The sequence below is a fragment of the Nocardioides zhouii genome (assembly GCF_004137345.1).
In the GTDB taxonomy this organism is placed as follows: domain Bacteria; phylum Actinomycetota; class Actinomycetes; order Propionibacteriales; family Nocardioidaceae; genus Nocardioides; species Nocardioides zhouii.
Genome location: NZ_SDWV01000037.1, coordinates 1 through 22,142 on the forward strand (window position 1 = coordinate 1; position 22,142 = coordinate 22,142).

8 protein-coding genes are annotated in these 22,142 nt (G+C 64.1%); 3 read left to right on the forward strand and 5 right to left on the reverse strand.

The window, feature by feature from the left end:
* Positions 1–35: 35 nt before the first annotated feature.
* On the reverse strand, positions 36–1,244 hold the full coding sequence (locus tag EUA94_RS21785) for a hypothetical protein (protein ID WP_129429022.1): 1,209 nt from the start codon (positions 1,242–1,244) through the stop codon (positions 36–38).
* A 524-nt stretch (positions 1,245–1,768) separates the two neighbouring features.
* Here EUA94_RS21785 and EUA94_RS21790 point away from each other — a divergent pair.
* Positions 1,769–2,284, forward strand: coding sequence for a hypothetical protein (locus EUA94_RS21790; RefSeq protein WP_129429023.1), 516 nt, complete (start codon positions 1,769–1,771; stop codon positions 2,282–2,284).
* 118 nt (positions 2,285–2,402) lie between these two features.
* On the opposite strand, the gene EUA94_RS21795 is transcribed toward EUA94_RS21790, so the two are convergent.
* Genes EUA94_RS21795 through EUA94_RS21810 form a run of 4 tightly spaced genes read right to left on the reverse strand, consistent with a single transcriptional unit; the run spans position 2,403 to position 14,295 of the window.
* A complete protein-coding gene (locus tag EUA94_RS21795) occupies positions 2,403–7,370 on the reverse strand; it encodes an ATP-binding protein (protein WP_129429024.1) in 4,968 nt (1,655 codons plus the stop codon).
* Entirely contained in the window at positions 7,367–8,983 is a 1,617-nt protein-coding gene (gene mads7, locus EUA94_RS21800) for a methylation-associated defense system protein MAD7 (protein WP_129429025.1), read from the reverse strand. Before mads7 ends, EUA94_RS21795 begins: the two co-directional genes overlap by 4 nt.
* Positions 8,980–12,756 (reverse strand): protein kinase domain-containing protein, encoded by a 3,777-nt coding sequence (locus tag EUA94_RS21805; RefSeq protein WP_129429026.1) that lies wholly within the window; start codon positions 12,754–12,756, stop codon positions 8,980–8,982. Before EUA94_RS21805 ends, mads7 begins: the two co-directional genes overlap by 4 nt.
* Positions 12,757–12,759: 3 nt before the next feature.
* Positions 12,760–14,295, reverse strand: coding sequence for a 3'-5' exonuclease (locus tag EUA94_RS21810; RefSeq protein WP_129429027.1), 1,536 nt, complete (start codon positions 14,293–14,295; stop codon positions 12,760–12,762).
* 212 nt (positions 14,296–14,507) lie between these two features.
* Between EUA94_RS21810 and EUA94_RS21815 the strand changes: the two genes are divergently transcribed.
* Complete coding sequence (locus EUA94_RS21815) at positions 14,508–18,515, forward strand: Eco57I restriction-modification methylase domain-containing protein (RefSeq protein WP_129429028.1); 4,008 nt, start codon at positions 14,508–14,510, stop codon at positions 18,513–18,515.
* Positions 18,512–22,024 (forward strand): helicase-related protein, encoded by a 3,513-nt coding sequence (locus EUA94_RS21820; RefSeq protein WP_129429029.1) that lies wholly within the window; start codon positions 18,512–18,514, stop codon positions 22,022–22,024. The genes EUA94_RS21815 and EUA94_RS21820 overlap by 4 nt, the downstream gene beginning before the upstream one ends.
* Positions 22,025–22,142: the final 118 nt, after the last annotated feature.

A 22,142-nucleotide genomic window follows, 5' to 3' on the forward strand; every position in this document is an offset into this window, starting at 1 on the left:
AGTGGTCTTTCGAGGCGGCGTCGTCTTGGCCGCGATCATGCTCTGGCTGGCATGACTTCAGAGACACGCCCTAGTTGTGGTTGTCCCATCCGACGCAGCAGCAGCGGGGCACGGTCGCGTGATCGCAGCCACGCGGGCGTCTGTGCCAAGAGTGACGCGTTCTCGATGACGGCGACGTACTCGCGATCGCGCGGGTGGGCGCAGGGCACGACCTCGGCATCGAGGACCGAGGCGTAGGTCGGCCGCGACTCTGGGAACCGGACGAGGAGGGATGAGAACGCCTGGGACATCTCACCAGCGGCGGGGAACCAGTCGCTCCACGACACCATCCCCATCCGGTCGTGGCCCCGCCAGTCGGCGCCGTGCTTCACGCGCGCCTTCACGATGGCTGCCGACACGCGACCAGTCAGCCCTCGAGCACGAGAGGCGTCGCCCTTGGGGTCGGCCGCAACGACGAAGACCACCATGGTCATGCCATGCCCACGGCCCGGCGTTGCGAGTTGTTCGGCCCAGAAGTCCACCTTCTCGCCGAACTTCTGGTTGTCATGAGCGACGACCTCGAGCACGATCCGGAGCCCGTCAGCGCGCACGGCGATGAGGTCCCCGCGCCGCGTCGTGTGATTGCCGAACAGGCTCGTCAGATCCGACAGGCGCTCACCGAGCACTGTGCCGACCGACGTGTACTCGGCGATGCGCAGCGCGAGCTCGGCGGCGAGTAGTGCGTGGCGGTCGTGGCCCTGACTGACGTGGATGTCTTGGCCCGCGGTCATGGCCAGTTCCTCCGCGCGGGAGAGCAGCGGGAGGACGTGGGTCGCGATGACTTCCTTGTCATCGATCGTCCACAGTGTTCGCTCCCAGCAGCGATCCCAGGTGCTGGTGACGTGGCCAAACTTCGCGGCGCCCATGCTCCACAAGGCCTGGAGGAGGCCGCTCGCGATGAGATCGGCTGCCTCGATCCCGACGAACGCGGCGATCTGTTCAACGCTGAGGGTCGCGTGGACCGCGAGCGCCCCGATCGCCGCCGCCGACGTGGCTGCGTGGTCAGCGACCAGGTCCCGCGCTTCATCTTTGTCTCGGATCGTGCCGGGCGGGTACGCCGTGCGGGACCTTTCGTGCTCGACGTCGGCCTTCGTGCGGCGAATCCATGTCGCAGCCGAACCCCCACACCACGGCGTCTCATGCATCGGGTCTTCACGACCTACGGCCGACAGGCCGCTGTTCGTGCGGCTCGTGAACACAGGCATGGGTGCCGTGTCGGCAAACGGGTCGGGGGGTGGCGGCGACGGGCTCATGCACATTCACCATGCGCCAAGGCACGCCCAAGGGTGACCACGCCTTGACCGGATGCCATACCTAAGAGGCCTCGCTCCGCTCGGCCATAGGCGCTCGTCTCCTTCCCTACCCGTCACAAGCAGCGCCCACCACCACTCCTAAACACCCTGCGCTTCTAAGAGATCCACTAGACGAATCATCCCGACAACTCCGCGCCCCTACTCGTCACCACTCAGCAACCCGTGTCGTCTCCAAGCCCCTCTCACTGCTCCCCGACATTGGAACAAGTCGGCACCCCCGGCCCGCACGAGGAGACCGGGAGACAATCGCTAGGGACAACCGGCTCAGCCTGCCGTGCCGGCATCGAATGTCACAGCCCCCAGCGCCCCATACGCGCCAGGCCCGAGTTGGGCAGTGAGCCGATGCGTCGATCGGACCGTGCCGCTGAACCTTTGGCGCATGGTGAAAGCAAAGCCCCGATCCCAGTGGAGTCCCCATGCCCGATCCGCACGCCATCCTGCGCCTCGGAACCCTCGCCGCCCGCGAAGCTCGCCAGGTCCAACAGCGCTGGTTCGCCGACATCACCGACGGCGACAAGACTTTCTACGACCTGGTCGAAGCTGCTTGCGCCGCCGACGGCTCGGGCCGCCCGCTCCACAACCTGAAGATCCACCTAGTGCTGGCGGCTCAGCCCCACTGCAGCGCACACAAGGCGCGCGCCATCCTGCGCAAGATCGTCGCCCTGCTGGACAGGCCAGTTGACACCGACCTCGACGCACTCACCATTGCGTGGCTCATCGACTCCCGCTCCCACGGGCGCCGAATCGCCGCCTATCTCGACGTCACTACTCCGCTGCAGGTGCCGGAAGGGTTCCCGTGGTCTCGCGTCCCTGACCCCGTCGCGGCCACGTTCCCTGCGCCCACACCGATCGGGTACCCAGCCGCGCGCCCGCCGTCCCCGGCACCCGTCACAACCACGACGTACCCGGACCCCTGGGCTGACGACGACTAGCCCGATCAAAGCCGGTGCACGCTGCACAGTTGCAGTCGAACCCGTCATGCCCCCGTGTCCAGCAGGAACGGTTGCAGCCGGATTCGGCTTGATGGAGAGCTACACGTGAACGCAGTAGCTACTCCCGCGCCATGTACACCTTCTGCGCCTGCACGGCATCAGGAGTAGAGACGTAGGCAACGCCGACGTCCAGCTTCTCGATGTGCTGGCTGAGGTCCACACCGTTTCGACCACGCAACAGCTTGGCTACCTCCTTGGAGGCCGGGAAGTTGGTACGGAAGACGATCTTGGTGCCGGCGTTCCCGAGCACATCCTTGTGGAAGTCGTCAGCACTCTGGCTTGCGACGATCACGCCCACTCCGTACTTGCGCCCCTCCTTCATAAGCTTCGGCAGCGTGACGTCCCGGGCCATGCGGTGCGCCTCGTCCAGCACGACGGCGAGCTTCATCGTGCTGTCTTGAGGCCAGGCGAACATCTCTCGATACACGCGCCGCAGGATGAACGAGGCGGCGAACCGCTGCACCTCCTCCATGAGATGACTGAGGTCGATGATCCAGCCCTGGGGTGGATCAGTACGCAGCTCAAAGCCGCCCGTAGCGTCCTCGCGGAACAGTCCGAAGTCGGTGAACGTGAGTAGTCGCGCGGCAGCGTTCTTGCCGGCCGCCCCCTTCTCGACCTCCTCCAAGGCGGTGGCGAACTCGGGCATCGTCGGGAGGCGGTCCCCTCGAGTGCTGCCCGCCCACCCGGTGTCGGCGTACACCTTCTTCAGCGCGCCGTACACGTGAGTTCGCTGGATCTCACCGAGCTTCGCAACGTAGGCGATGATCTCGGCGATCTCCCAGGCCGTGCTGTTGATTGGCCGGTTGCTTTCGACGTCCGGCTCGAACGGGCTGAACGGCAGGCCGAGGGCCGCATCGAGGACCACCGCGCCCGCAGGCGGATCGGCTGCCATGTCGCCATGGAAATCGAAGACCAGGGACGGCAGCCCCTGCTGCTCGAAGTCGCGAATAACCTTGCGGGTGGTCACCGACTTGCCCTGACCGGGGATGCCGATCACAAACGCATGCGGGCTTCCCTTGGTACTCACCCGCCAATGCACCGGAGATCCACCCGGATCATCACCCAAGGTGACGACAACCTCCTTGGTGGTGGTCGCGACGGACTCCTCGGGGTCCTCCGGGGGCACCACGGGCGTGGGCGTTGCGGGCTCACTGACCGAATTGGTCGGCGGCTTCTCTGAGGCCGAGCTCAGATCATCAGCGTCGTGCACGTCGGACGGATGCGCTTCCTTCTCGACCTCACCCTCGGCCTCCTCGGTCACAGGCTGCCCCTTTTCCTCGGCCCGATCCCCCTCCTCCGGGTCCTCGGGGTCGAGCACCGGCGGTAAGGGCAGCGGCTCAGGCTCACTCTTCGGCGTGACCGGCGTGACCGGCGTGAGTGACTCCGGCAGTGGGTCGAGCCGGGCACGAGTCGAAAGGCCGATCTGGCCGAGGTCCTGTGCGGTGAGGACACGCAATGGGATCTCGCCGTACTGCTTCTTGAACCCTTGAGCGCCGTCGAGGCTGATGACCCACCCCGTCATCGAGATCTCGGCACGCTCACCCTTTTCTTCTACGCGATCGATGTAGCGGTGAATCTCGTTGAGCTTCGTAGGGTCGATCAACTTGTGTGTCGCAGCTCGGTCGGCGTAGTAGTGGAGCAAGCTGGTCAGACGCGCCATCTGAAGCTCCGCGTCGATCCTCGGCGGGTCGGAGAAAAAGCGTGACTCCAGCACCTGCTTCGTAACCTGGAGCTGCTCGATGATGGTGTCGGCAAGGGTCTGCGCGATGTGGGCCTCCTTGCGCGACTTGACCTCGACGCACTCGATCTTGAACGACCTCTGACTCAGCCGGACCAGTAGCAGGTCACATCGGCGGGCCACCCCCTCGTCGTGTGCTCCGTGACCGAAGATCTCCGGGTGCGCGTCGACGGGTACGACGATGGTGTTTGCGAGCTCGCCACGAGCTGTCAGGTGACCTACCAACGCCGCCAGCGAAACGGCTTCCCGGGCTTGAGTCGTGTTCTCGAGGAGTCGAAGTGCCAATCGGCCCGACACGACGGCGAGCGTCTGTAGCACCGATCCGACACTGCTCTCTACCTCGTCGAGGCCGAGCTCGGACATGGCGCCAGCGAGTAGGAACTCGACCTCGCTTCGGTGCGTTGTCGTCACCGTCAGCCGATCGCCGATGCCCTCCACGAAGTCCGGCGCGTAGTCGAGGATGAACGGATCGCTTAGCCCGGACTCAAACAGGTTCACTCCGACGAACTTGTCAATTCCGATCACCCAATCCGCACGCTGATGAGCTGCCCGGATGCGCGCCTGGGCATCCCCGTCGAGGGTCACGTGGACAGCGGGCACCGAGTCGGGGCTTCCCCCGCTACGGCGAGCCAGCGCCCGCTGGTGGGCACGGTGGAGTGACACGAGTTCGGAGTCGCCAGATCCGCCACCAAGGCACGGGACGCTTTCCCACACCAGGTCGCCGTTCTCTTCCCGACTTGTGGTTACCAATGGCACGAGCATGTCGCGGAAGGAGGGCTTGCGCTCCGGGCTCGTGCCCAGGCCCAGACTGGCGACACCCGGGTCCTGCAGGAGGGCCATGTGGGCTTCGCTGGAGTCCTCCATGAGCGACTCGGCATTGCGCACGCTCAGCGAGAGCGGAGGCGCCAGATGCGTCGAGGAGGCGACACTTTCACGATGTCGCAGGTCTGCTTGCAGAGCTAGGAGCCTGGGCACTGGGCTGACATACGACCAGCTATCGGTATAGGCGATCACCTCACTGCGTCTGGGCCCCATGCTGAGAACTTCGGACGATTCCTCGTCGTCGAGCTCGGCGGGTCGAGACAGCGACGAAAGAGCGCCTGCGAGCAGTTCGCCCGAGCCTGGATTCACCGTGAGCAACCGCAGCGCCGCGCCCGGGTCGTGCGCGCGCTCGTAGGCACGGATTCGCTGGGCAACGAGGCGGGATGAGGCGCGCATCGTGGACGTGGCGCGATCGAGATCCAAGACCGAGCAGATGCTCTCAGCAGCGGCATCACTGTCGACGGGTCCCGGGACGATGTAGAGGCCGGACCCATAGGTCAGCTCTTCGGCGTAGACGGCCTCTTTCCCGCCGTGGTGCAGCACGCTGAAGGGAAGGTTGGCGGGTACGACCTGCCCCACCATCTCAGCACTCAACATCGAGGGTCGAGCGCTACGTGGGGTGACGTCAGTGAGCTCGTCGGCCCACCCGCGCACAAGTTCGTCAAACGTCGCGACCCACATCACTCGCAGTGGATGGATCGGCAGGAGAACCACAGCGTCGATCGAGTGATTACTCCGCTGCACGCTCAGACTGAGCGTGTCGACAAGGAGAAGGTCGCGCAGCGACTCATCCTCGGCACTGTCGATGGCGCGCCGGAACGACGCCGCGTAGGACTTCGCAGCCTCACGCAGCTCATCGGTCCAGCGTGCTGACTCGATCGTGTCGCGCGGCCCGCCGGCCGCAAGCTGCTTGAGGAAGTCGCTCCGTGCCTTCTTGACGGCCGCCGGCAGGTTGACGTCGAGAGTGCCCGCGCCATCCCATTCGAGGGGGGTTCCGTAGGAGCCTTGGGCGGAGTGACAGGTGGGACGCATAGGATCGGCCGTTGCTTGCCGCTGCAGACGGATGATGAGCTCGTTGACTCTCACCTGGACGGCCCGCCGGTTTCCAAGGCGCAGCCCAAACACTTGGCCGGCCAGGTCCCAGGTCACGAGGTCCTCTGTGAGGTCATCGAGTCCGTCGAGCGCCGCCCGCACCACGGCCTCCGGAAGGCTGGGCGCCGCCGTGCGCCGGGCCTTCGATTCGGGGGCGTCGCCAACGGCAATCTGGAACTCCTCGCTCTCGGCGACCGCTGGCTCGCCTGAAGTGAGGTCGACCTCTTCGCCGTTGGCCCCCAAGGCCGTGAGCACGACAACGAAGCGGGCTCCTTCGGCAAGGTCATCCTCGGTGATCGAGACCTTGACCGTGGCGCGTTTGCGCGTGCCAGGCGCCGTCATGCTCACCAGTGGTTCGTCGTCGTCCCGGCGCTGATCAGCGGGACGCGCGACCTCGAGGCGCCACTTGGCAACGTCTGCGACGTTGATCGGGTCGGTCTTCCACGTGACGACGACTGGAGCGGCGCCGTCCTCGGGCACGGTAAGGATCAGTTGACCGTCGGCGCCCAGATCCAACTTCGATGCCTTGATCAGTGTTCCGTCGGGGTTGGTAAAGGGGTCGACCTCGAGCTTTTCGAGGGCGTTCTCCGGACGGTCGGCCGCCGGCCAATGTTCGAATGACAGGTGGCGGTAAGTGGTGGCGATGTCATGCGCCCACAGTCTTGCGTTCGACAGGCGGGAGCCGCGTTGGTCGAGGAAGTCCCGCAAGGGCACTCGCCATGCCCCGATTTTCATGTTCGCTGCTGAGAGCCGATCGTCGATCGTCGCCGCTGGTCGACTCGGCCGGCTGATCGCATGTGCCGCCTCCACATTGAGCCCTAGACGTGACAGGGGCTCGGGGCCAAGATCCGGTATGAGCCCAATTCTCCAGAGGTTCTCGCCGAATGCTTGTTCCGTAGGATCTTCCACGATCGCTGCCATGAACTCGGCCCAGGCTTCGCGATCAGCTCGTGCCACGCTGCGACGCAGACGTCGGACTGCCTCAAGCAGCACCTGATTGGTCAGATCACTGACGAGACTGAGGTCGGCCCGGGAGAACAGGTCAAGCATCGGGATCCGCTTGAACGAGTTGTCGAGCGAGCTGGCCGCGTGCCCTTCACCGGCGGGCACAAGCAAGAGACACGCCTGCAGCTTCCGGTTGCGCAGTTCGATGGCCTTCTGTGGGGGAATCTCGATGTCGCCCGCAGGATCTGCCCGAAGGATATTGACCGCGACGCCCGGCAGGCGTTGGCGCAAGGCGTCGACAAGGGTGGGACCCAGGCCTGGGGCTACGTCGTCAATGCGGACGCAGTGCCCGGGTTCGGCGCCCTCCATGACCTTCGCCAAATGGTTGACAAGGACGTCGTGGAGGAGGTTCTTCGTAGTCGCAGTCATCGCACGGCCGCCCGGGGACGAGTCACGAATTGAGCGTTGAAGTCGTCGGAGAGACCGCGGAAGCAACCGAGCAGTTTGAGCCGCTGTGTGAACGCGGAGAGATTCTCGGCGGCTCCAGCTCGAGCGCTAGCGGAATCGAAGTCAGTCGGTGGGTGGTCGATGAGGATGCCAAAGCGGTCATGCAAACGTTTGAGCAGGTCATGGATGGGGAGCTCGCTGAGCGTTCTGTCGCCACCAGGCTCCACGAAACAGAGGCACAGCAAGGTTGTCAACGCCTCGTCAGAAGGCGCATAGCGCCAAGAGGGGCGGTAGCGCTGCGTTCCCGAAAGAAGGCCGTAGGACTTGGTGATTCCCCCCGTACTCCAGAACCACTTGACTTGATTCTCGAGGCCGCGTTTGCGGAGGCCCTCGACGAGCACCTGGATGAACTTCTCCGTGCCGGTGAGGCCCTCGCTGAGACGGACTTCGCGGACGAAAAGCTGCTCGTCGCTTCCGGCTTCGAGCTCGTCCTCGATCTGCTTGAGCTTGATGCGCAGGATCGTGGCGATCTCGGGGTTGTCCTTAAGGTCCACGATGGCTTGGAGGTTCTCCTCGGCCGATCCATCGAAAGCGGGTGCAGTCTCCATCGAACCTGCGGCGTCACCGAGCGAGCGGATCAGCAATCGGTCTCGAAAGAGATTCCGCATGATCTCGAGATCGCGCAACACGCACTGCGCGGTCAGCTCGTCGGACCCGCCGCCCTTTCGCCGAACGAAGTCGACGTACATCTCGCAGGGATTGCCATCCGCAGGGGGTGGCTCGTTGTCCAATAGAGCTCGCACCGTGCGGGCGCTGATGAGGGGCAACTGGAGAAGGCGGAGTGAGATGAGGGCGCTCAGGTGGGCGTAGGCCTCACCCACGGTCATCTTCGGACCGTAGAGCTCAAGCAGCGCGACCACATCGCGACCGAGCGGGTCGACTGCCAACGGCACCGGGGGGTCAGCCTTAGCGCGCTCCCTACCGTTCTTCTGACTGGCCGTGAAGCCTTCCAGAAACCGGAGGGCAAGCAGAGTGTCGATATCGACAGTCTCGGCCTCGTCGTAGCGAGGATCGGCCCACGGAGCTACCCCCACGTCGACGCCAGAGCCAAATGTCGCCTTGAAGAGCTCGTCGATCTCCTTGGTCGGATTGCTCGAGCCGCGGCTTTCAATCACACGCGAGACGGACCGGTAAAGAAGGTCGTCGGCTTTACGGTTGCGTGAACTGTTCTTGGGTAGCCCGCTGCGGTAGCTCGCAATTGTCAAGGGACGCAGGTACCCCATTACCACCCTGTCGCGCTTGAGGCCCGCTCGTTCTTCCACGAGAATCGACGATCGGACCCAGCCGTCGAGCACGTCACGCCCGCGGTCTCCCTCGAAGCCGATGAGTTCGGAATGTCCGAGCAACGTGTCGAGGTAGTTCGTGTACGCCCCCATGTCCGTCTTCGAACCAGCCGTTCGGCCCCGCTTTACCGCCATTTCGAGGATGCGGGTGAGCATGCGGTCGACGTCGAGGTCGTTGAGCTCAACCGGGAGCACGACCTCGGTCTGCAGAGAGTTCAGGTCCTTCATTGCCTTTGGGATCGAGAAGTTCATGCGTCCTCCAAGACGATCTGCGTGCCGTCGATGCGTGCGACGGCGACTGAGCCGGACGAGTTGACGATCCGGGCCTCCATCGAGGGGCGGCGCGCTAGCTGACTCACGAAAGCTTCGATCTCCTCAAGGATTGCGTCGGTAGCAAGGTCGTTCACGAGCTCGCCGTCCGCCGCCCGCAGGATGATCTCGGCGGTGTCGAGGCTAAGAGTGATGCTTGGGTTCGACACATGGGTGAGGGTCAGCTGATCGGCGATCGTTTCGACGTACGGCGATCGGGCGTCGTCGATCGACACCGTGAACTCGGAGGCGGGCACCGTGTGCAGGATCGCCCACGCGGCGCGAGGCATGCCGCTGCTCATGGCCAGCCCGTTGTCGGTGTACCCAAACGCTCCCACCAGGCGGCTCATGCCAAGAAGCAAACGGGCCCGGGTACGTTCTGGATCTTCATTCCTCAGCATGGACGTGAACTCTTCGAGATACCGATAGCTCATGACGCTGGTGCGATCGGTTTGCCCTGCCTCATCGCTGACCAACTCGAAGTAGAGGCCGCGAGCGACAGCGTCGACGCCCTTGTAAACCGGGTGTTGCGAGGCGGCGCCCTGAGTGCGGAAGAGACGGTCGACTCCGGGAGCGGCTACCTGAGCCGGATCCAGCTCTGACCATTCGGCCACGAGGTAGTCGCTCGATTCGGTGGAGAAGGCCAGCTCCGAGATCAATGCCCCCTCGAGCTGCATCGCGCTGAGGTTGGACGAGCGCCACTGGTGAATGTCGGCGCACGACCGGTCGCCAGTGATCAACCACGCGATTGCGGAGCGGACGTCTCGGAAGGTGGCTCGTCGGCGCCGCCTGAGGTGGCTGATGCGGACGAGCTCATCGAAGACCTGAGCGCCCTGACCGTTCAGAGTGTCTCGGTTGGCCAGAATGGGGCAGTCGTATTGGGCCACGCAGCCGCTGCAATCCTCCCAGTGAGGGTGGTTGACCATGCTCGCGAGTGCGTTGAGGGCGGGCCCATCGTGGCCGTCCTCGCTGGCGAGCGAGCGACGCTTGAGGTCGACAACCGCCAGCCGCGACCCTGGCGTCTCCTTGCCATTGACTTGGTCCTTGACGTCGAAACCCCAGGTCTCGTACTTGCCGCCGTGGTCATCAAAGAACTGCAGTAGCCGGCCGTCGTTGACGGCGATCAGAGCTGTGCCTCGACCACTTTCAATCACTGCGTCGAGCGCGGCGCTCACCAATTGGTCGGAGCTGAGGTCGCCATGCGACTCGCTGGCGTCGTAGACGGCCGTGAAGAGCCGGTCGCCGAGCCGCATCCGCCAACCCGCTTCGTCCTCGTGCTCAATGGTGGCGCCAGCCGTGCTTAGCTGCTCGCCAAGCTTGACGAGGACCGCGGTCTTTCCGTCGCCAGGGTTGCCGCTCAGGAGGACGACGTCGAGCTCGCCGGCCAGCACCCGGGGAAGGAGCTGGGTGTCAAGCGCCGTGGGCACGTAGGTGTCCACAGCGAACGGATCGTCAAGCCCGCGGTTACCGCCGTTGCCGGCAACGCTCCCGCGATAGAGACGCCGGATATACGTCACGCCGTCGTTGTGCACTTCCGTGAGTTCGATGGAAGGGCCGGGAGTGATGTGGGGTGCGGGTGGAGGCGCGGGGCGAGCGGCACGAACGAGGTTCAAGAACTCCGTAGCGCTCGCGGGTCGATCGGCCGGGTTGAGCTGTACGCCCTTCAGCAGCGCCTGCAGGAAGGCCTCTCCTTCGTCTCCCCACACCTGGCGGTCGTCTGGAGTGAGTGGGACGATCTGGACCCGGCCGTCTGTGACTCGGGTGATGGGTCGCCCGAGCATGGCGAAGGCGAGACTCGCGGCGAAGCCGAAGAGGTCGCTTGAGGACTTTGCCGGCTTCCCGTCAAGCACCTCGGGTGCGGCGAACTTGGGCGTCCAGCCCTGCGGTCGTTGTCCATGGGGTGTCGCGAGGCCGAAGTCAATGAGCTTGGCAATCCCGCTGCCGTCGTTGGCCGCCACGATATTGGCCGGTGTGACATCGCCGTGCAGAAGGTCCTTGCCGTGGATGTAGGCAAGGGCCGTGAGGACATGCTCGGCGATCTGACGGAGCTCCTTCAGCGAGCGGTCGATCCCCACTACGTCGAGACTCTGGCCCTCCACGTACTCCTGCACCAGGTAAGGCGGGGTCTTGTCGATCTGGATGTCGTAGACGCGACCACAGCAATCATGGTTGAGCTGGTTGGCCGCCTGATACTCCTCTCGGAGCGTCTCAGGCATCGCCACCTTGAACTGCTTGAGCACCTTGTGGTGTCCGGGCCACGTGTCGAAGACCTTCCACGTGACGGCAAAGCCGCCCTCGCCCAGTTTTTCTTCAATGCGGTAGCGGTCGCCCACAACACCACCCGGGGTGAATTCGTTGGTTGCCGTGCTGTGGGCCTCCGTCAGAGACTTGGGTTTCGGCGTGAGACTAAGCGTCAACTCCTCGGCACTGGGCCGTGATCCGGCATCCTCCAGCGCGACTGCCATCGGAGCCGCCCAAGGGTAGGAATCAAGCAACTTCGCTTGCATCTGCTCGATCGTCAGCTCGGGAGCAGGCTCCCCCAGCAGCCACTCGATGAGACACATCGAAAGGCTGAACACGTCCGACCTGGGTGTCGCCGTAGCCAGGCTCACCGCGCACTCCGGAGCCCGGTAGTCATTGCCACTGTCTTCGTCGGGTTCCCACGCAACGATCGTCTGCGCGTTGTCGATGCGGGCCAGGTGGAAGTCGCTGAACATGACCCTCAGCGCGCGCCCCAGCCAGATCCGTCCGGGATCCAGGGCGCGGTGGACGAGTCCCTCGGCGTGGACTTCGGCGAGCGCGGTGTAGGCGTCAACAACCAGGTTGCGTGCGATGTCGTCGGGCAGTCGACCTGCGGGGCGCTCCGGGTCAAGGTCCTTCAGACTCTTGGCCAGGCTCCGCGCGTTGAAAGGCCTGACGACAGGAACCACGAAGAGGCCGTAGGCCTCGTCGCGAAAGAACGGAAGTGCTTGCCAGGCTCGGCCGGATTCAGCGAGCTTGTTGAGCGCCTTGGTTTCGCGTCGCAGAAACTCGGTTGGGTCACCGAGCTCCTCCAGCGCGTCCACTGGATAGCACTTGAGCACGACGGGACGGTCGGAAGAATCGACAGCCTCGTAGGCCTGTTCTTTGCCAGGGACGGCCATCCGGTTGTCCACTCGGTAGTCACCGAGCATCTGGATCTTGCCGCCCGCTGGAAGGTCATCGAGGTAGGCGATGACTGCCTTGCGAGCGTGACCGAGCGGCGTTTCGGCCTTGTCCACCTTCAGCATTTCCGCCCCAGCCGCCGACAGCTGCCAGACGTGCTCGCTGATGTCGTGGTTGAGGCCACTCAGGATCTGGAGGTTGTCGTGGCTGAGCACGATCCCGGGCACGACCCGCTTGCCGGGGACCTGCTTGTAGCCCTTCGCGTGGTCTTTCAGCTTGGTCGCGAGCTTGCGCGAGAGTTGACCCACGCGACCGATCGGGTTCTGCCTCGCCCGGCCGTTGACATACCAATAGCTGTCGTCCACGACGAGCCGAGGGCCCCAGGACTTTTCGTCCAACACGAAGATCTTGCCGTGACCTACGACGATCAGGTCCACGTCGTCGCGGTTCTCGCCGGCGAGCTTGCGTCCGGCGAAGATCACCCAGTCGTCGGGCAGGGTGTCGCGCAGATGCTCGGCGGTCTTCTTCTCACCGGGCCCGACCCACTCGTCCTTCACCCTCAGGTCAGCCACTTGCTACGCCTCCGGATAGTCGTCGGGCCAAACCCAGCGGCGCAGTGTGGCTTCGGGCAGGGCCCGAATGCGCTCGAGGTAGGCGTTGTCCTTGGAGTAGCTGAGCACGAGTTGGTCCCGGGCGCGAGTGGCGCCGACGTATCCGGTGCGCCCCTGCCGGTCGACGTCGTTGGTGCCGTCGGGGTCGGGGAGCTGCTCGAGTCCAACGAGGAAGACGACATCGAACTCAAGCCCTTTGGCGGAGTGCACGGTGAGGATCTTGACTTTTGGTTCCGTCAGATCGAGGTCCTCAGCCTGGCTGGGATACACCACGTGGCATGGCACGTCAGCCTCATCGAGCGCACGGGCAACGCCACCCATGGCCCACTTGCGGGTCACCAAGACCCCGATGTCTTGGGGCAGCCGAGCGCCGCTCTGGAGGAGCAGCACCACGTCACGGGCGACTGAGGCTGCTTGGTCGGCACTGGTGGTCGCCCACACGAGGTCGACCGGCTCGCCCTCGAAGGCGTGATCGCGGCCCTCAACGTCTAGTTGCTTGCCGAGCGCTGAGGTGACATCGAGGATCTGACGGGTTGAGCGATAAGGCCGCGTCAGGGTGAGGGTCTCCAGAGGAATCGAGGCCGGCTTGTCCATGCCGAGGTCGTGGTAGAGCGCTTGTTTGGGGTCACCTGCCACAACCATCCCACCTCGCCCCGGTCGCAGGACACGCTCTGCCAAAGCGGTCCAAGCCGGGTAGAAGTCCTGCCACTCGTCGATGAGCACGGCGTCGATTGCCGGGACAAGACCCCTCCGCACGGCCGCGTCAAGGTCCCGCCACGCACGGTCCGGGTCGTTGAGCGACATTCGCACGCCTAGCGAGGCTGAGAAGGTGCCGACGGTGTTGACGCGAATATTCGGATGCGCCGAGGTGAGTCTCTTGAGGTAGGGAGCCAGCATCCGGTTGTAGCAGAGCACACGGATGTCCCAATCAGGGTGCTGCTCGGCCAACCGGTTGGCACGTGCACACAGGACAAGAGTCTTGCCACTCCCTGGCGGACCCGTGATCGCAAGGATGCCGTCGACGTCCCGGAGGGCAGCCTCGGCCTGTTGGCCGTCGAGACGGATTCGATGTGCTGCGCGGCCTGTCGCCCCGGCGTCTCGCATCGGCGCTCGTACGGGTACTTCGATCGTGACCCTGGGGCCGAAGTACGTTGCCAGAGCCTGGGTGGCCTCTGGGTGGTGAACGCGATCCGGTAGGTCGTCCAGCCACGATCCATCGGATAGGTCCGCGAGGTGCGCAGCGTCCACGAGATGCCGCACTACCTGTGTGCGCGCCAACTCCGGCACGGAAGATCGCAGCGTCGCCACCTTGCGGTTCAACGCAACCGTCGCCTCAGAGTCTGTGAAACGGCCGGCGGCGTCGATAGCAATGAGTCCACACCGGGGGTGGTTTGCCACCACCGGCGGCAGCGCGTCGGAGTCAGTAATCCAGACATCCGCCCCGAACTCCACTAACGCCTGCTCAACGGTCGCGAAAATCTCTCGCTGTCCGAGACCCATGCCTAGATTCACCCCGTCTGCGCACGTTGCTTTCACCGAGCACCTTAGACCGACGTGCGGCGCACTGTGATGCTCCGCAGCATTCCACCCTCAAGACCCGCAGGGGCCGGTTTGTCGGAAGGCCCCCTGCACGATGATGCGAAAGTTAAGGTCAACACCGGCCTCCGACGGCTCGCAACGAGGGGCCGTCGAACTGAGCGTGGGGATATGGAATGCAGCTGAAGGCAGAGAAGACGGTTGCTTGGAGCGGCGTCAAGCCGCAAGTCGACGTTTCCTTCAATGGCGTCTTCCTGGGTCCTGATCCGCACGGCTTGGGCGGGTTCCAGGTCGCCTTGGCGACCTCAGACGTCAAGCCGACGCGACAGACGATGCGGGAACTCTTCCTGGCTAGAAAGGGAAAGACGCAGGTCCAACTCGTGGTTGCCGTCGTGCACCACGGCACGGCCACGCTCATGGGGCCGGACCCGCAGGCCAACCCCTTTGAGCTGCCCTTGGGTCAGGCGGAGCGCCAACTCCAGTCCGTCCTGTCCGAGCCTGATGTGTTGGCCGCGACCGAGCGCTTTGCCGGCTTCCGCAAGGCGAACGACGCGACGGGGGTTCCAGGCTTCACCAACAGCGGTCTCTTCGCATCGCACCACATCACGAGCAACGTGCCGAAGCGCTCCGACTGGGACGCGCTGGCCTCCACGGCTGAGCCGCTTCTCAACAAGCGTGGCAAGCAGCTTGTCGAAGCGCTTGGGTTCGGAACCCAGGCCGGCCCGAACGGCACGATGCTGCTGTCCATCCGTGGCCATCAGCCGCGCGCGGTTGCGGTCCTGCTGGACGACTCCGAGCAGTTCGACGCGAAGACCCCCCGCTTTCAGCTTTCTCCGGTTGCCTTCGGCCTCGCGGTCGCCTCGCGGCAAGACGTCCCGTGGCTGGTCGTTCTGCGTAAAGACCAAATCAGGCTGTACCCGGGCCGCGACGGCATTGGCGTTGGCTCAAAGGGGCAGGCCGAAACGTTCTTTGAGGTTGACCTCTCGACCGTCGATTCGGAGTACGCAGCACTGCTGCCACTGATCTTCTCGGCCGACGCGCTCTCCGCCGACGGCACAGCCGATGAACTGCTCCGCGACAGCGCTCGGTACGCCACCGAACTTGGCGCGCGTCTGCGTGAGCGGATCTATGAAGAGATCGTCCCGCCGGTTGCTGTCGAAGTCGCCCGGCGCCTTGCGAAGCACGCGGGGGTTTCGCTCGACGCGGACGGGCTCTCGTTGGCCTACCGCGTAACTCTCCGCATCCTGTTCCGTCTGCTTTTTCAGGCGTACGCCGAGGACCGCGGCCTCCTGCCGTCCGGACGCAACGAGGGATTCGACGCGAACAGTCTCAAGACGAATGCGCGGCGGCTGCTTGACTCCGACACCGACAAGTTCGGCGACTCGACGACGCTGTGGCTGGACATGGTCCAGGTCTGGAACGCGATCGACCAAGGCAATCCGCAGTGGCAGATCCCCTGCTACAACGGTGGCCTCTTCGCGACCGATGCCGAACGGTCACCGGAAGGGGCACTGATCCAGCAAATCGGCCTTCCCGACAGTGTGCTCGGTCCCGCGCTGCGGAGCCTGCTGATCGACACGAGCAGCGACGGTGTCCTCGGTCCGGTGGACTTCCGGTCGTTGAGTGTGCGGGAGTTTGGCACCATCTACGAAGGTCTATTGGAGAGCTCCCTCTCGCTGGCGGCGGAAGACCTGACCGTCGACAACGCTGGTGCCTGGGTGCCGGCTAAGGAGGGCGACGAAGTCTTGGCCGCTTCGGGCTCGGTGTACTTCCATACGGCGTCTGGTGAGCGCAAGGCAACTGGCTCGTACTTCACGCCGAAAGTCGTCGTCGACCACCTCATCGAGCGGTCCATCGTCCCGGCTCTCTCCGCCCACCTGAAGAAGATCGGGGGTTACCTCGACAAGGGGGATGCCTCCTCGGCGGCACGTGAGTTCTTCGACTTCAGAGTCGCCGACCTCGCTATGGGGTCAGGCCACTTCCTGGTGGCCGCGGTAGACAAGATCGAAGCACTCATGCGTACGTTCCTCACTGAGCACTCGGTGCCCGGCGTGACCGAAGAGCTGCTTCGTCTCGCCGCCGTAGCACGTGATGCTCTAGGCACGGACGACGTGGCCAAGAGCGAGGTCGACGAGGTGGGCTTGCTGCGCCGTCAGGTGGCTCGGCGGTGCATCTACGGCCTCGACATCAACCCGATGGCAGTCGAGCTCGCCCGCCTGGCGCTGTGGATTCACACCTTTGTGCCAGGCCTGCCCATGAGCAACCTCGACCACGGACTAGTCAATGCCAACAGTCTCACCGGGATCGGCACGATCGAGGAGGCCCTCGACGCGCTTCAGCCAGGACGCACTCCTGGGGAGATCAGTCTGTTCGACGAGATTCTCACCGATCAGCTGGCTTCCTCAAAGACGTTACTCATCGACGTCGCCAACGCCGGTGAGGCGAACAAGGCAGAGGTCGAAGAAGGCGCGCGGCTTCTGAGCCGCGCGCGCAACGCGGCGGAGACTGCCAAGCAGATCCTCGACGCCGCGGTCGCGGCGCGAATCGGTGCGGTTGACGTCGGAGTCATTTTCGACGGGGACTCACTTCGGCACTTGATCTCCCGACCTGAAGTGACCGCTACGGCTGATCGGCTCATCCCAGCGCACATGCCGTATCTCTTTCCCGAAGTCTTCCTTCGAGATGAGCCTGGCTTCGATGTCCTCTTGGGCAACCCTCCTTGGGAGAAGCTCCACGTGGAAGAGCATCAGTGGTGGGGACTTCGAATGCCTGGCCTGCGCTCCATGCGTCAGCTGGAGCGTGAACAAGCACTCATGGCCTTCCGCGCGTCGCGCCCAGATCTAGAGGAGGCGTACGAGTCTGAGGTTGCGACGGTGAAGCAGATGGCAGAAGCGGTCGCTGCCGGACCCTTTCCGGGCATCGGCGCTGCCCACCTCGATCTGTTCTCGGCCTTCGGTTGGCGAAACTGGCAGCTTCTGCGGACCGGCGGTCGCGCCTCAATCGTTCTTCCTCGTGGAGCACTCGCTGGCTCTGGGCTCGCGCAGTGGCGAAGGACGATCTTCCAAGACGGCACCTTTGAAAACGTTGTCTTGCTCGTCAATACAGGCGGGTGGATCTTCAGCAATGTTCACAACAGCTACACCGTCGCCCTCGCCGTAATTACTAAAGGAGCGCACGGGAACGTCAGCTTCGCTGGGCCGTTCCACAATGAAAGGGATCTTCTTCTGCGGGGTGACGAGCTGGCGACCGTGCCAGTCAGCGAGTTCATCACTTGGTCCGGTACTGCCGCTTTCCCGCTCATTCCCGACGTCACATCCGCTGAAGTGTTTCGTCAGATGAAGAAGAGCCCACGCTTTGATGCGCCTCGCGTCGACTGGGAGTTTCGCCCGCTACAAGGGGATCTGAACGCAACCAGTGAGCGACGCGTTCTTGAGTTTGACGTCAAAGAACCAAAGGGCCGGATTCCAGTGGTAACCGGGGCGTCGTTCAATATCTGGAAGCCCGACGCAAACGCACCGAAGGCGTACGGCAGGCCTGACGTGTTGCGTCCGTATCTGGCGACGAAGCTATCTCGATCCGCCCGCTTGGCGCGATCTGCCTACAACGGACTCGCGTTTCCCACAGGGGTCCTGCCGCTCGATGCCGCTCGCATCACCTTCAGGGATATGACTCGCGCGACGGACTCGCGGACGGTCATTCCATGTCTGATTCCGGCTGGCACTGCAGCGATGGAAAAGGCACCTGTCGTTGTGCAACGACAGGGCGGACCGATTCAGGTGGCCGCACTGCTCGGGATCATGTCCAGCATCCCGTTCGACTGGTACATGCGTCGCTGGGTCGAGATGAAGTTGTCGTTTGAACTGCTGAATCCGAGTCCCGTCCCAGACGTTGATCTGACCACTCCGCTCGGATCGAGACTAGTTACAGCAGCCGGCCGCCTCGCCGCTGTCGACGACCGATACGCCGATTGGGCCGCCGAGGTGGGTGTCTCAGTGGGATCGGTCAAGACCCCAGCTGAGAAGGAAGACCTCACCGCCGAACTGGATGCCCTCGTGAGCCTGCTCTACGGCCTCAACGAGGATCAAGTGGAGCACGTCTTCGCGACTTTCCACCGTGGCATGAGCTACGAGGCCCGCCTGGATGCCGTCCTGACGCATTACCGACAGTGGAAAGGCCAGGCATGACCCAGCTTCCAGACTTCGCGACCAACCACGCGGAGAGTGATGCGACGACGACCGTCGCCGATAAGGTGAACGAGCTGTTCATGCTCCTTCGTCAGAACAAGGTGACCGCTCCACCGATCGCCATCGCCACGGCATACGTCAATCCGGCTGGCTTCGCGCTGCTGGCTGACGAGTTGGAGACAGCTCCGCGGGTTCGCTTACTGCTCGGTGCTGAGCCGGAAGAGGACTCTGTTCGGGCGATCACTTCGGGTGACTCGGACCAGGACAAGCGACGCGATGCAGCAATCCAGCATCACCAGGCGTGGCTTGAAGCCGAGCGCGACACGATGGGCTTCGCCCGAACGCCCACCGCGGATGCGAAGCGCATGGTCGAGTGGCTGCAGAGCGTCGACCCGAGAGGAGAGGCCATGGTCGAGGTTCGTCGCTACGCCGGCGGCTTCCTTCACGGCAAGACGTACCTCGTCGAAGATGGCGCTGCCCAGGCTGCCATCGCGGGTTCGTCCAACATGACGTACGCCGGCCTGGCGCACAACGCTGAGTTGAACCTCGGTACTGGTGGGGGCACGAGCTCAGCCGGCAAGGTGCGCGAGTGGTTCGAGCACTTCTGGGAGCTGAGCGACTCGTACGACCTCGCCGGACTGTACGGGCGTTTGTGGGACCCGCACACGCCCTGGGCGGTCTACCTCCGAATGCTCTGGGAGCTGTACGGCGAGCACTTGGACGCCGACGAGGACCCCAATGTCCGCACCGGCCTCAATCTCACGCGCTTCCAAGCCGACGGTGTCGCCCGAATGGAGCGACTCCTTGACGAGCACGGCGGCGTCCTGGTCGCCGACGAGGTTGGTCTGGGCAAGACCTACCTTGCTGGCGAGGTCATCTATCGCACGGCCAACGTCAACCGACAGCGCGTCCTCATCGTTGCGCCGGCGGCGCTGAAAACAGCGATGTGGGAGCCGTTCCTTGTGACCCACGACTTCAGCCGATGGGTCACGGTCTATTCCTACGAGGAGGTCCGCAACAGGCTCGACCCCGACAAGGGCTCGATCGACACCTTCCTGCGGGAGGTCGAGGACTACTCGTTGGTCGTGATCGACGAGGCTCACAACCTGCGCAACTCCGGAGCTCAGCGGTCGGGTGCGGTCGACCGGGTGATCACGGCGGGGGGGCCGAAGAAGGTTGTCCTGCTCACGGCGACGCCGGTCAACAACTCCTTGGTCGACCTCGAGACGCTGATCAAGTACTTCATCCGGGATGACGCGCGATTCGCAGCCCTGGGCATTCCGAGCATCCGCGAATACATCAAGCACGCGCAGGCAATCGATCCGGCGAACCTCACTCCGGAGCACTTGTTCGACCTGATGGATCAGGTCGCCGTGCGGCGTACGCGCAAGTTCGTAAAGGAGCATTACACCAACGAGATCATCTTCGGGCCGGACGGGAAGCCCACGACGATCAAGTTCCCGCAACCGAAGGTTCGTCGCATCGAGTACACCCTCGATCACGATGGTCTCGCGCTCATTGACGCGATGGTCCACGCCTTGGACGATCCGACGGATCCGCACACGCCGCGGGCGTGGGAAGACAGAAGCCGAGACCCCAAGAGGCTCATGCTCGCGCGATACCTCTCGAGCATGTACACGGTCGACCACGACTTGCAGGAATACCAGATCAGCAACGCCGGGCTTCTTCGGTCTGGCCTTCTGAAGCGACTGGAGTCAAGCCCGCAAGCCCTGCATGCATCGTTGGAAAAGATGATCTCCTCCCACGAGGCCTTCCTCGGTGCCCTCGGGAAGGGATATGTCCTCAAGGGCGAAGCGCTGAGCGACTGGGCTTCCTCTGACTCCGACGACCTCGACGAGTTCGTGGCTGAGCTGGACGCCGACCAATTGGTCGAATCGGTCGACGGCTACCACCTGACCGAGCTCCAGGCGGATGTCGTGTCAGATATCGCCCTCCTTCGGGAGCTTCGAGACCTCGCTGCTGCGGTCGTCCAAGGGATCGAGCCCAAGGTGCAGATGCTCATCGCGGAGCTTTCCGAGATCGCCAGTGAGGCGCGGCGAGTCGACCCACGGGGGCTTTCCCGCGCCGACCGCCGCAAGGTGATTGTGTTCTCAGCTTTCACGGACACGGTCATTCCGATCCACGAAGCCGTGCTCGACGCGATCGAAACCGCTCCGGCAGGCTCGCCGCTGAACGACTTCAAGGGCCGTGTCGCTCCGCCGGTGATGGGCTCCTACGCCAAGGTCCACGAACGCGGCGCGAGTGGTGGTGTCGACCAAGGCGGACGAGCGTCCACCATCGCAGGATTCGCGCCCCAGACAGCCGGCCCCCGGAACGCCGCAGGCGAGCCGACCGCCAAGGACGAGTTCGACATCCTCTTCACGACCGACGTGCTCGCTGAGGGCGTGAACCTCCAGCAGGCCGGTCAGATGATCAACTACGACCTGCCGTGGAACCCTATGCGCATCGTTCAGCGGCATGGTCGCGTGGACCGCATTGGTTCCAAGCATGACTACGTCCATCTCGGGCTCTTCTTTCCGGCAGAGCGACTGGACGAGCTGCTGCAGTTGGAAGCTCGGCTGGAGTCGAAGCTGGCATTGGCCGACGCAGCGGTCGGCGCCGGCGAGGTCCTCCCGGGGCGAGGTCCGGGCCATGAGGTCAACCTGGCTGACGATCGAGTGGTCGACGAGTTCGAGAAGCTGCTCGAGGCCGGCGGCTCCAGTGCCTCCCTCTCCGGTGAGGAGTACCGCCGCCGTCTCTTCGGTGCTTTCAACATGGAGCCGATCCTCAAGTCCGACGTCCTCAGCCTCCCCCACGGGTCAGGCAGCGGATTCGTCAATCCGATCGTGAACGGCAACGGGTACGTGTTCTGCGTGAAGATCGGTAGCAGCCCGAAGCCGTGGTTCCGTTACGTGCCGGTGGATGACGAATGGTCCCCCCGTTTCGCCGAGGACGGCCAAGCTCTCGTCTCCGGTGACACGCTCATCGCCCTCAGGGTTGCGGACCCTCAGAACGCGACGGCGGACCGGTGGCTGCCTGATGAGGTCTACGACCGGGCGTTCGACGCCTGGGAGGTCGCACGCGACAACGTCTACGGCGCGTGGAAGGAGCTGACCGACCCAAATGCGTTCCAGCCCGACCTGCCGCTGTCGTTCAGGGACGCATACGCGCTCGTGCTCCAGCGCGGCACGTTCCTGGACAAGGACGAGCGCATCGAGCTGGCAGGGCGGCTACGGAGCGTTCCCACCGCCAAGGTTTCCCGACAGGTGCGCGGTGCGCTCAACCAAGGCGCCACCGACGAGCAGCGCATCCAGCTCGTAAAGAACGTTCTCGACGAGGCGGGCATCACTGCGCCGCCCCAGCGCGATCCATTGCCCGACATCGAGAAGCACGAGGTCCGGCTCGTGACGTGGATGGCCGTCCATGGCACGCGGGGGCTGGAGTCCGCCGAAGGGGATGAAGTCGACATGAGCGACGCTCTGCCACCATCGGGTGACGAGCTCGTCTAGTTTGCGGGAGCGTCTCTCGCAGCGACGTCGCGGCCGACGCTCGACTAGGGCGTGTCTCTGAAGTCATGCCAGCCAGAGCATGATCGCGGCCAAGACGACGCCGCCTCGAAAGACCACT

Bases quoted from the DNA above. Each gene is read 5' to 3' on its own strand.
- EUA94_RS21820 (WP_129429029.1), top strand. From the start codon at position 18,512: ATGACCCAGCTTCCAGACTTCGCGACCAACCACGCGGAGAGTGATGCG.
- EUA94_RS21785 (WP_129429022.1), bottom strand. From the start codon at position 1,244: ATGCCTGTGTTCACGAGCCGCACGAACAGCGGCCTGTCGGCCGTAGGT.
- mads7 (WP_129429025.1), bottom strand. From the start codon at position 8,983: ATGAACTTCTCGATCCCAAAGGCAATGAAGGACCTGAACTCTCTGCAG.
- EUA94_RS21795 (WP_129429024.1), bottom strand. From the start codon at position 7,370: ATGACTGCGACTACGAAGAACCTCCTCCACGACGTCCTTGTCAACCAT.
- EUA94_RS21815 (WP_129429028.1), top strand. From the start codon at position 14,508: ATGCAGCTGAAGGCAGAGAAGACGGTTGCTTGGAGCGGCGTCAAGCCG.
- EUA94_RS21810 (WP_129429027.1), bottom strand. From the start codon at position 14,295: ATGGGTCTCGGACAGCGAGAGATTTTCGCGACCGTTGAGCAGGCGTTA.
- EUA94_RS21790 (WP_129429023.1), top strand. From the start codon at position 1,769: ATGCCCGATCCGCACGCCATCCTGCGCCTCGGAACCCTCGCCGCCCGC.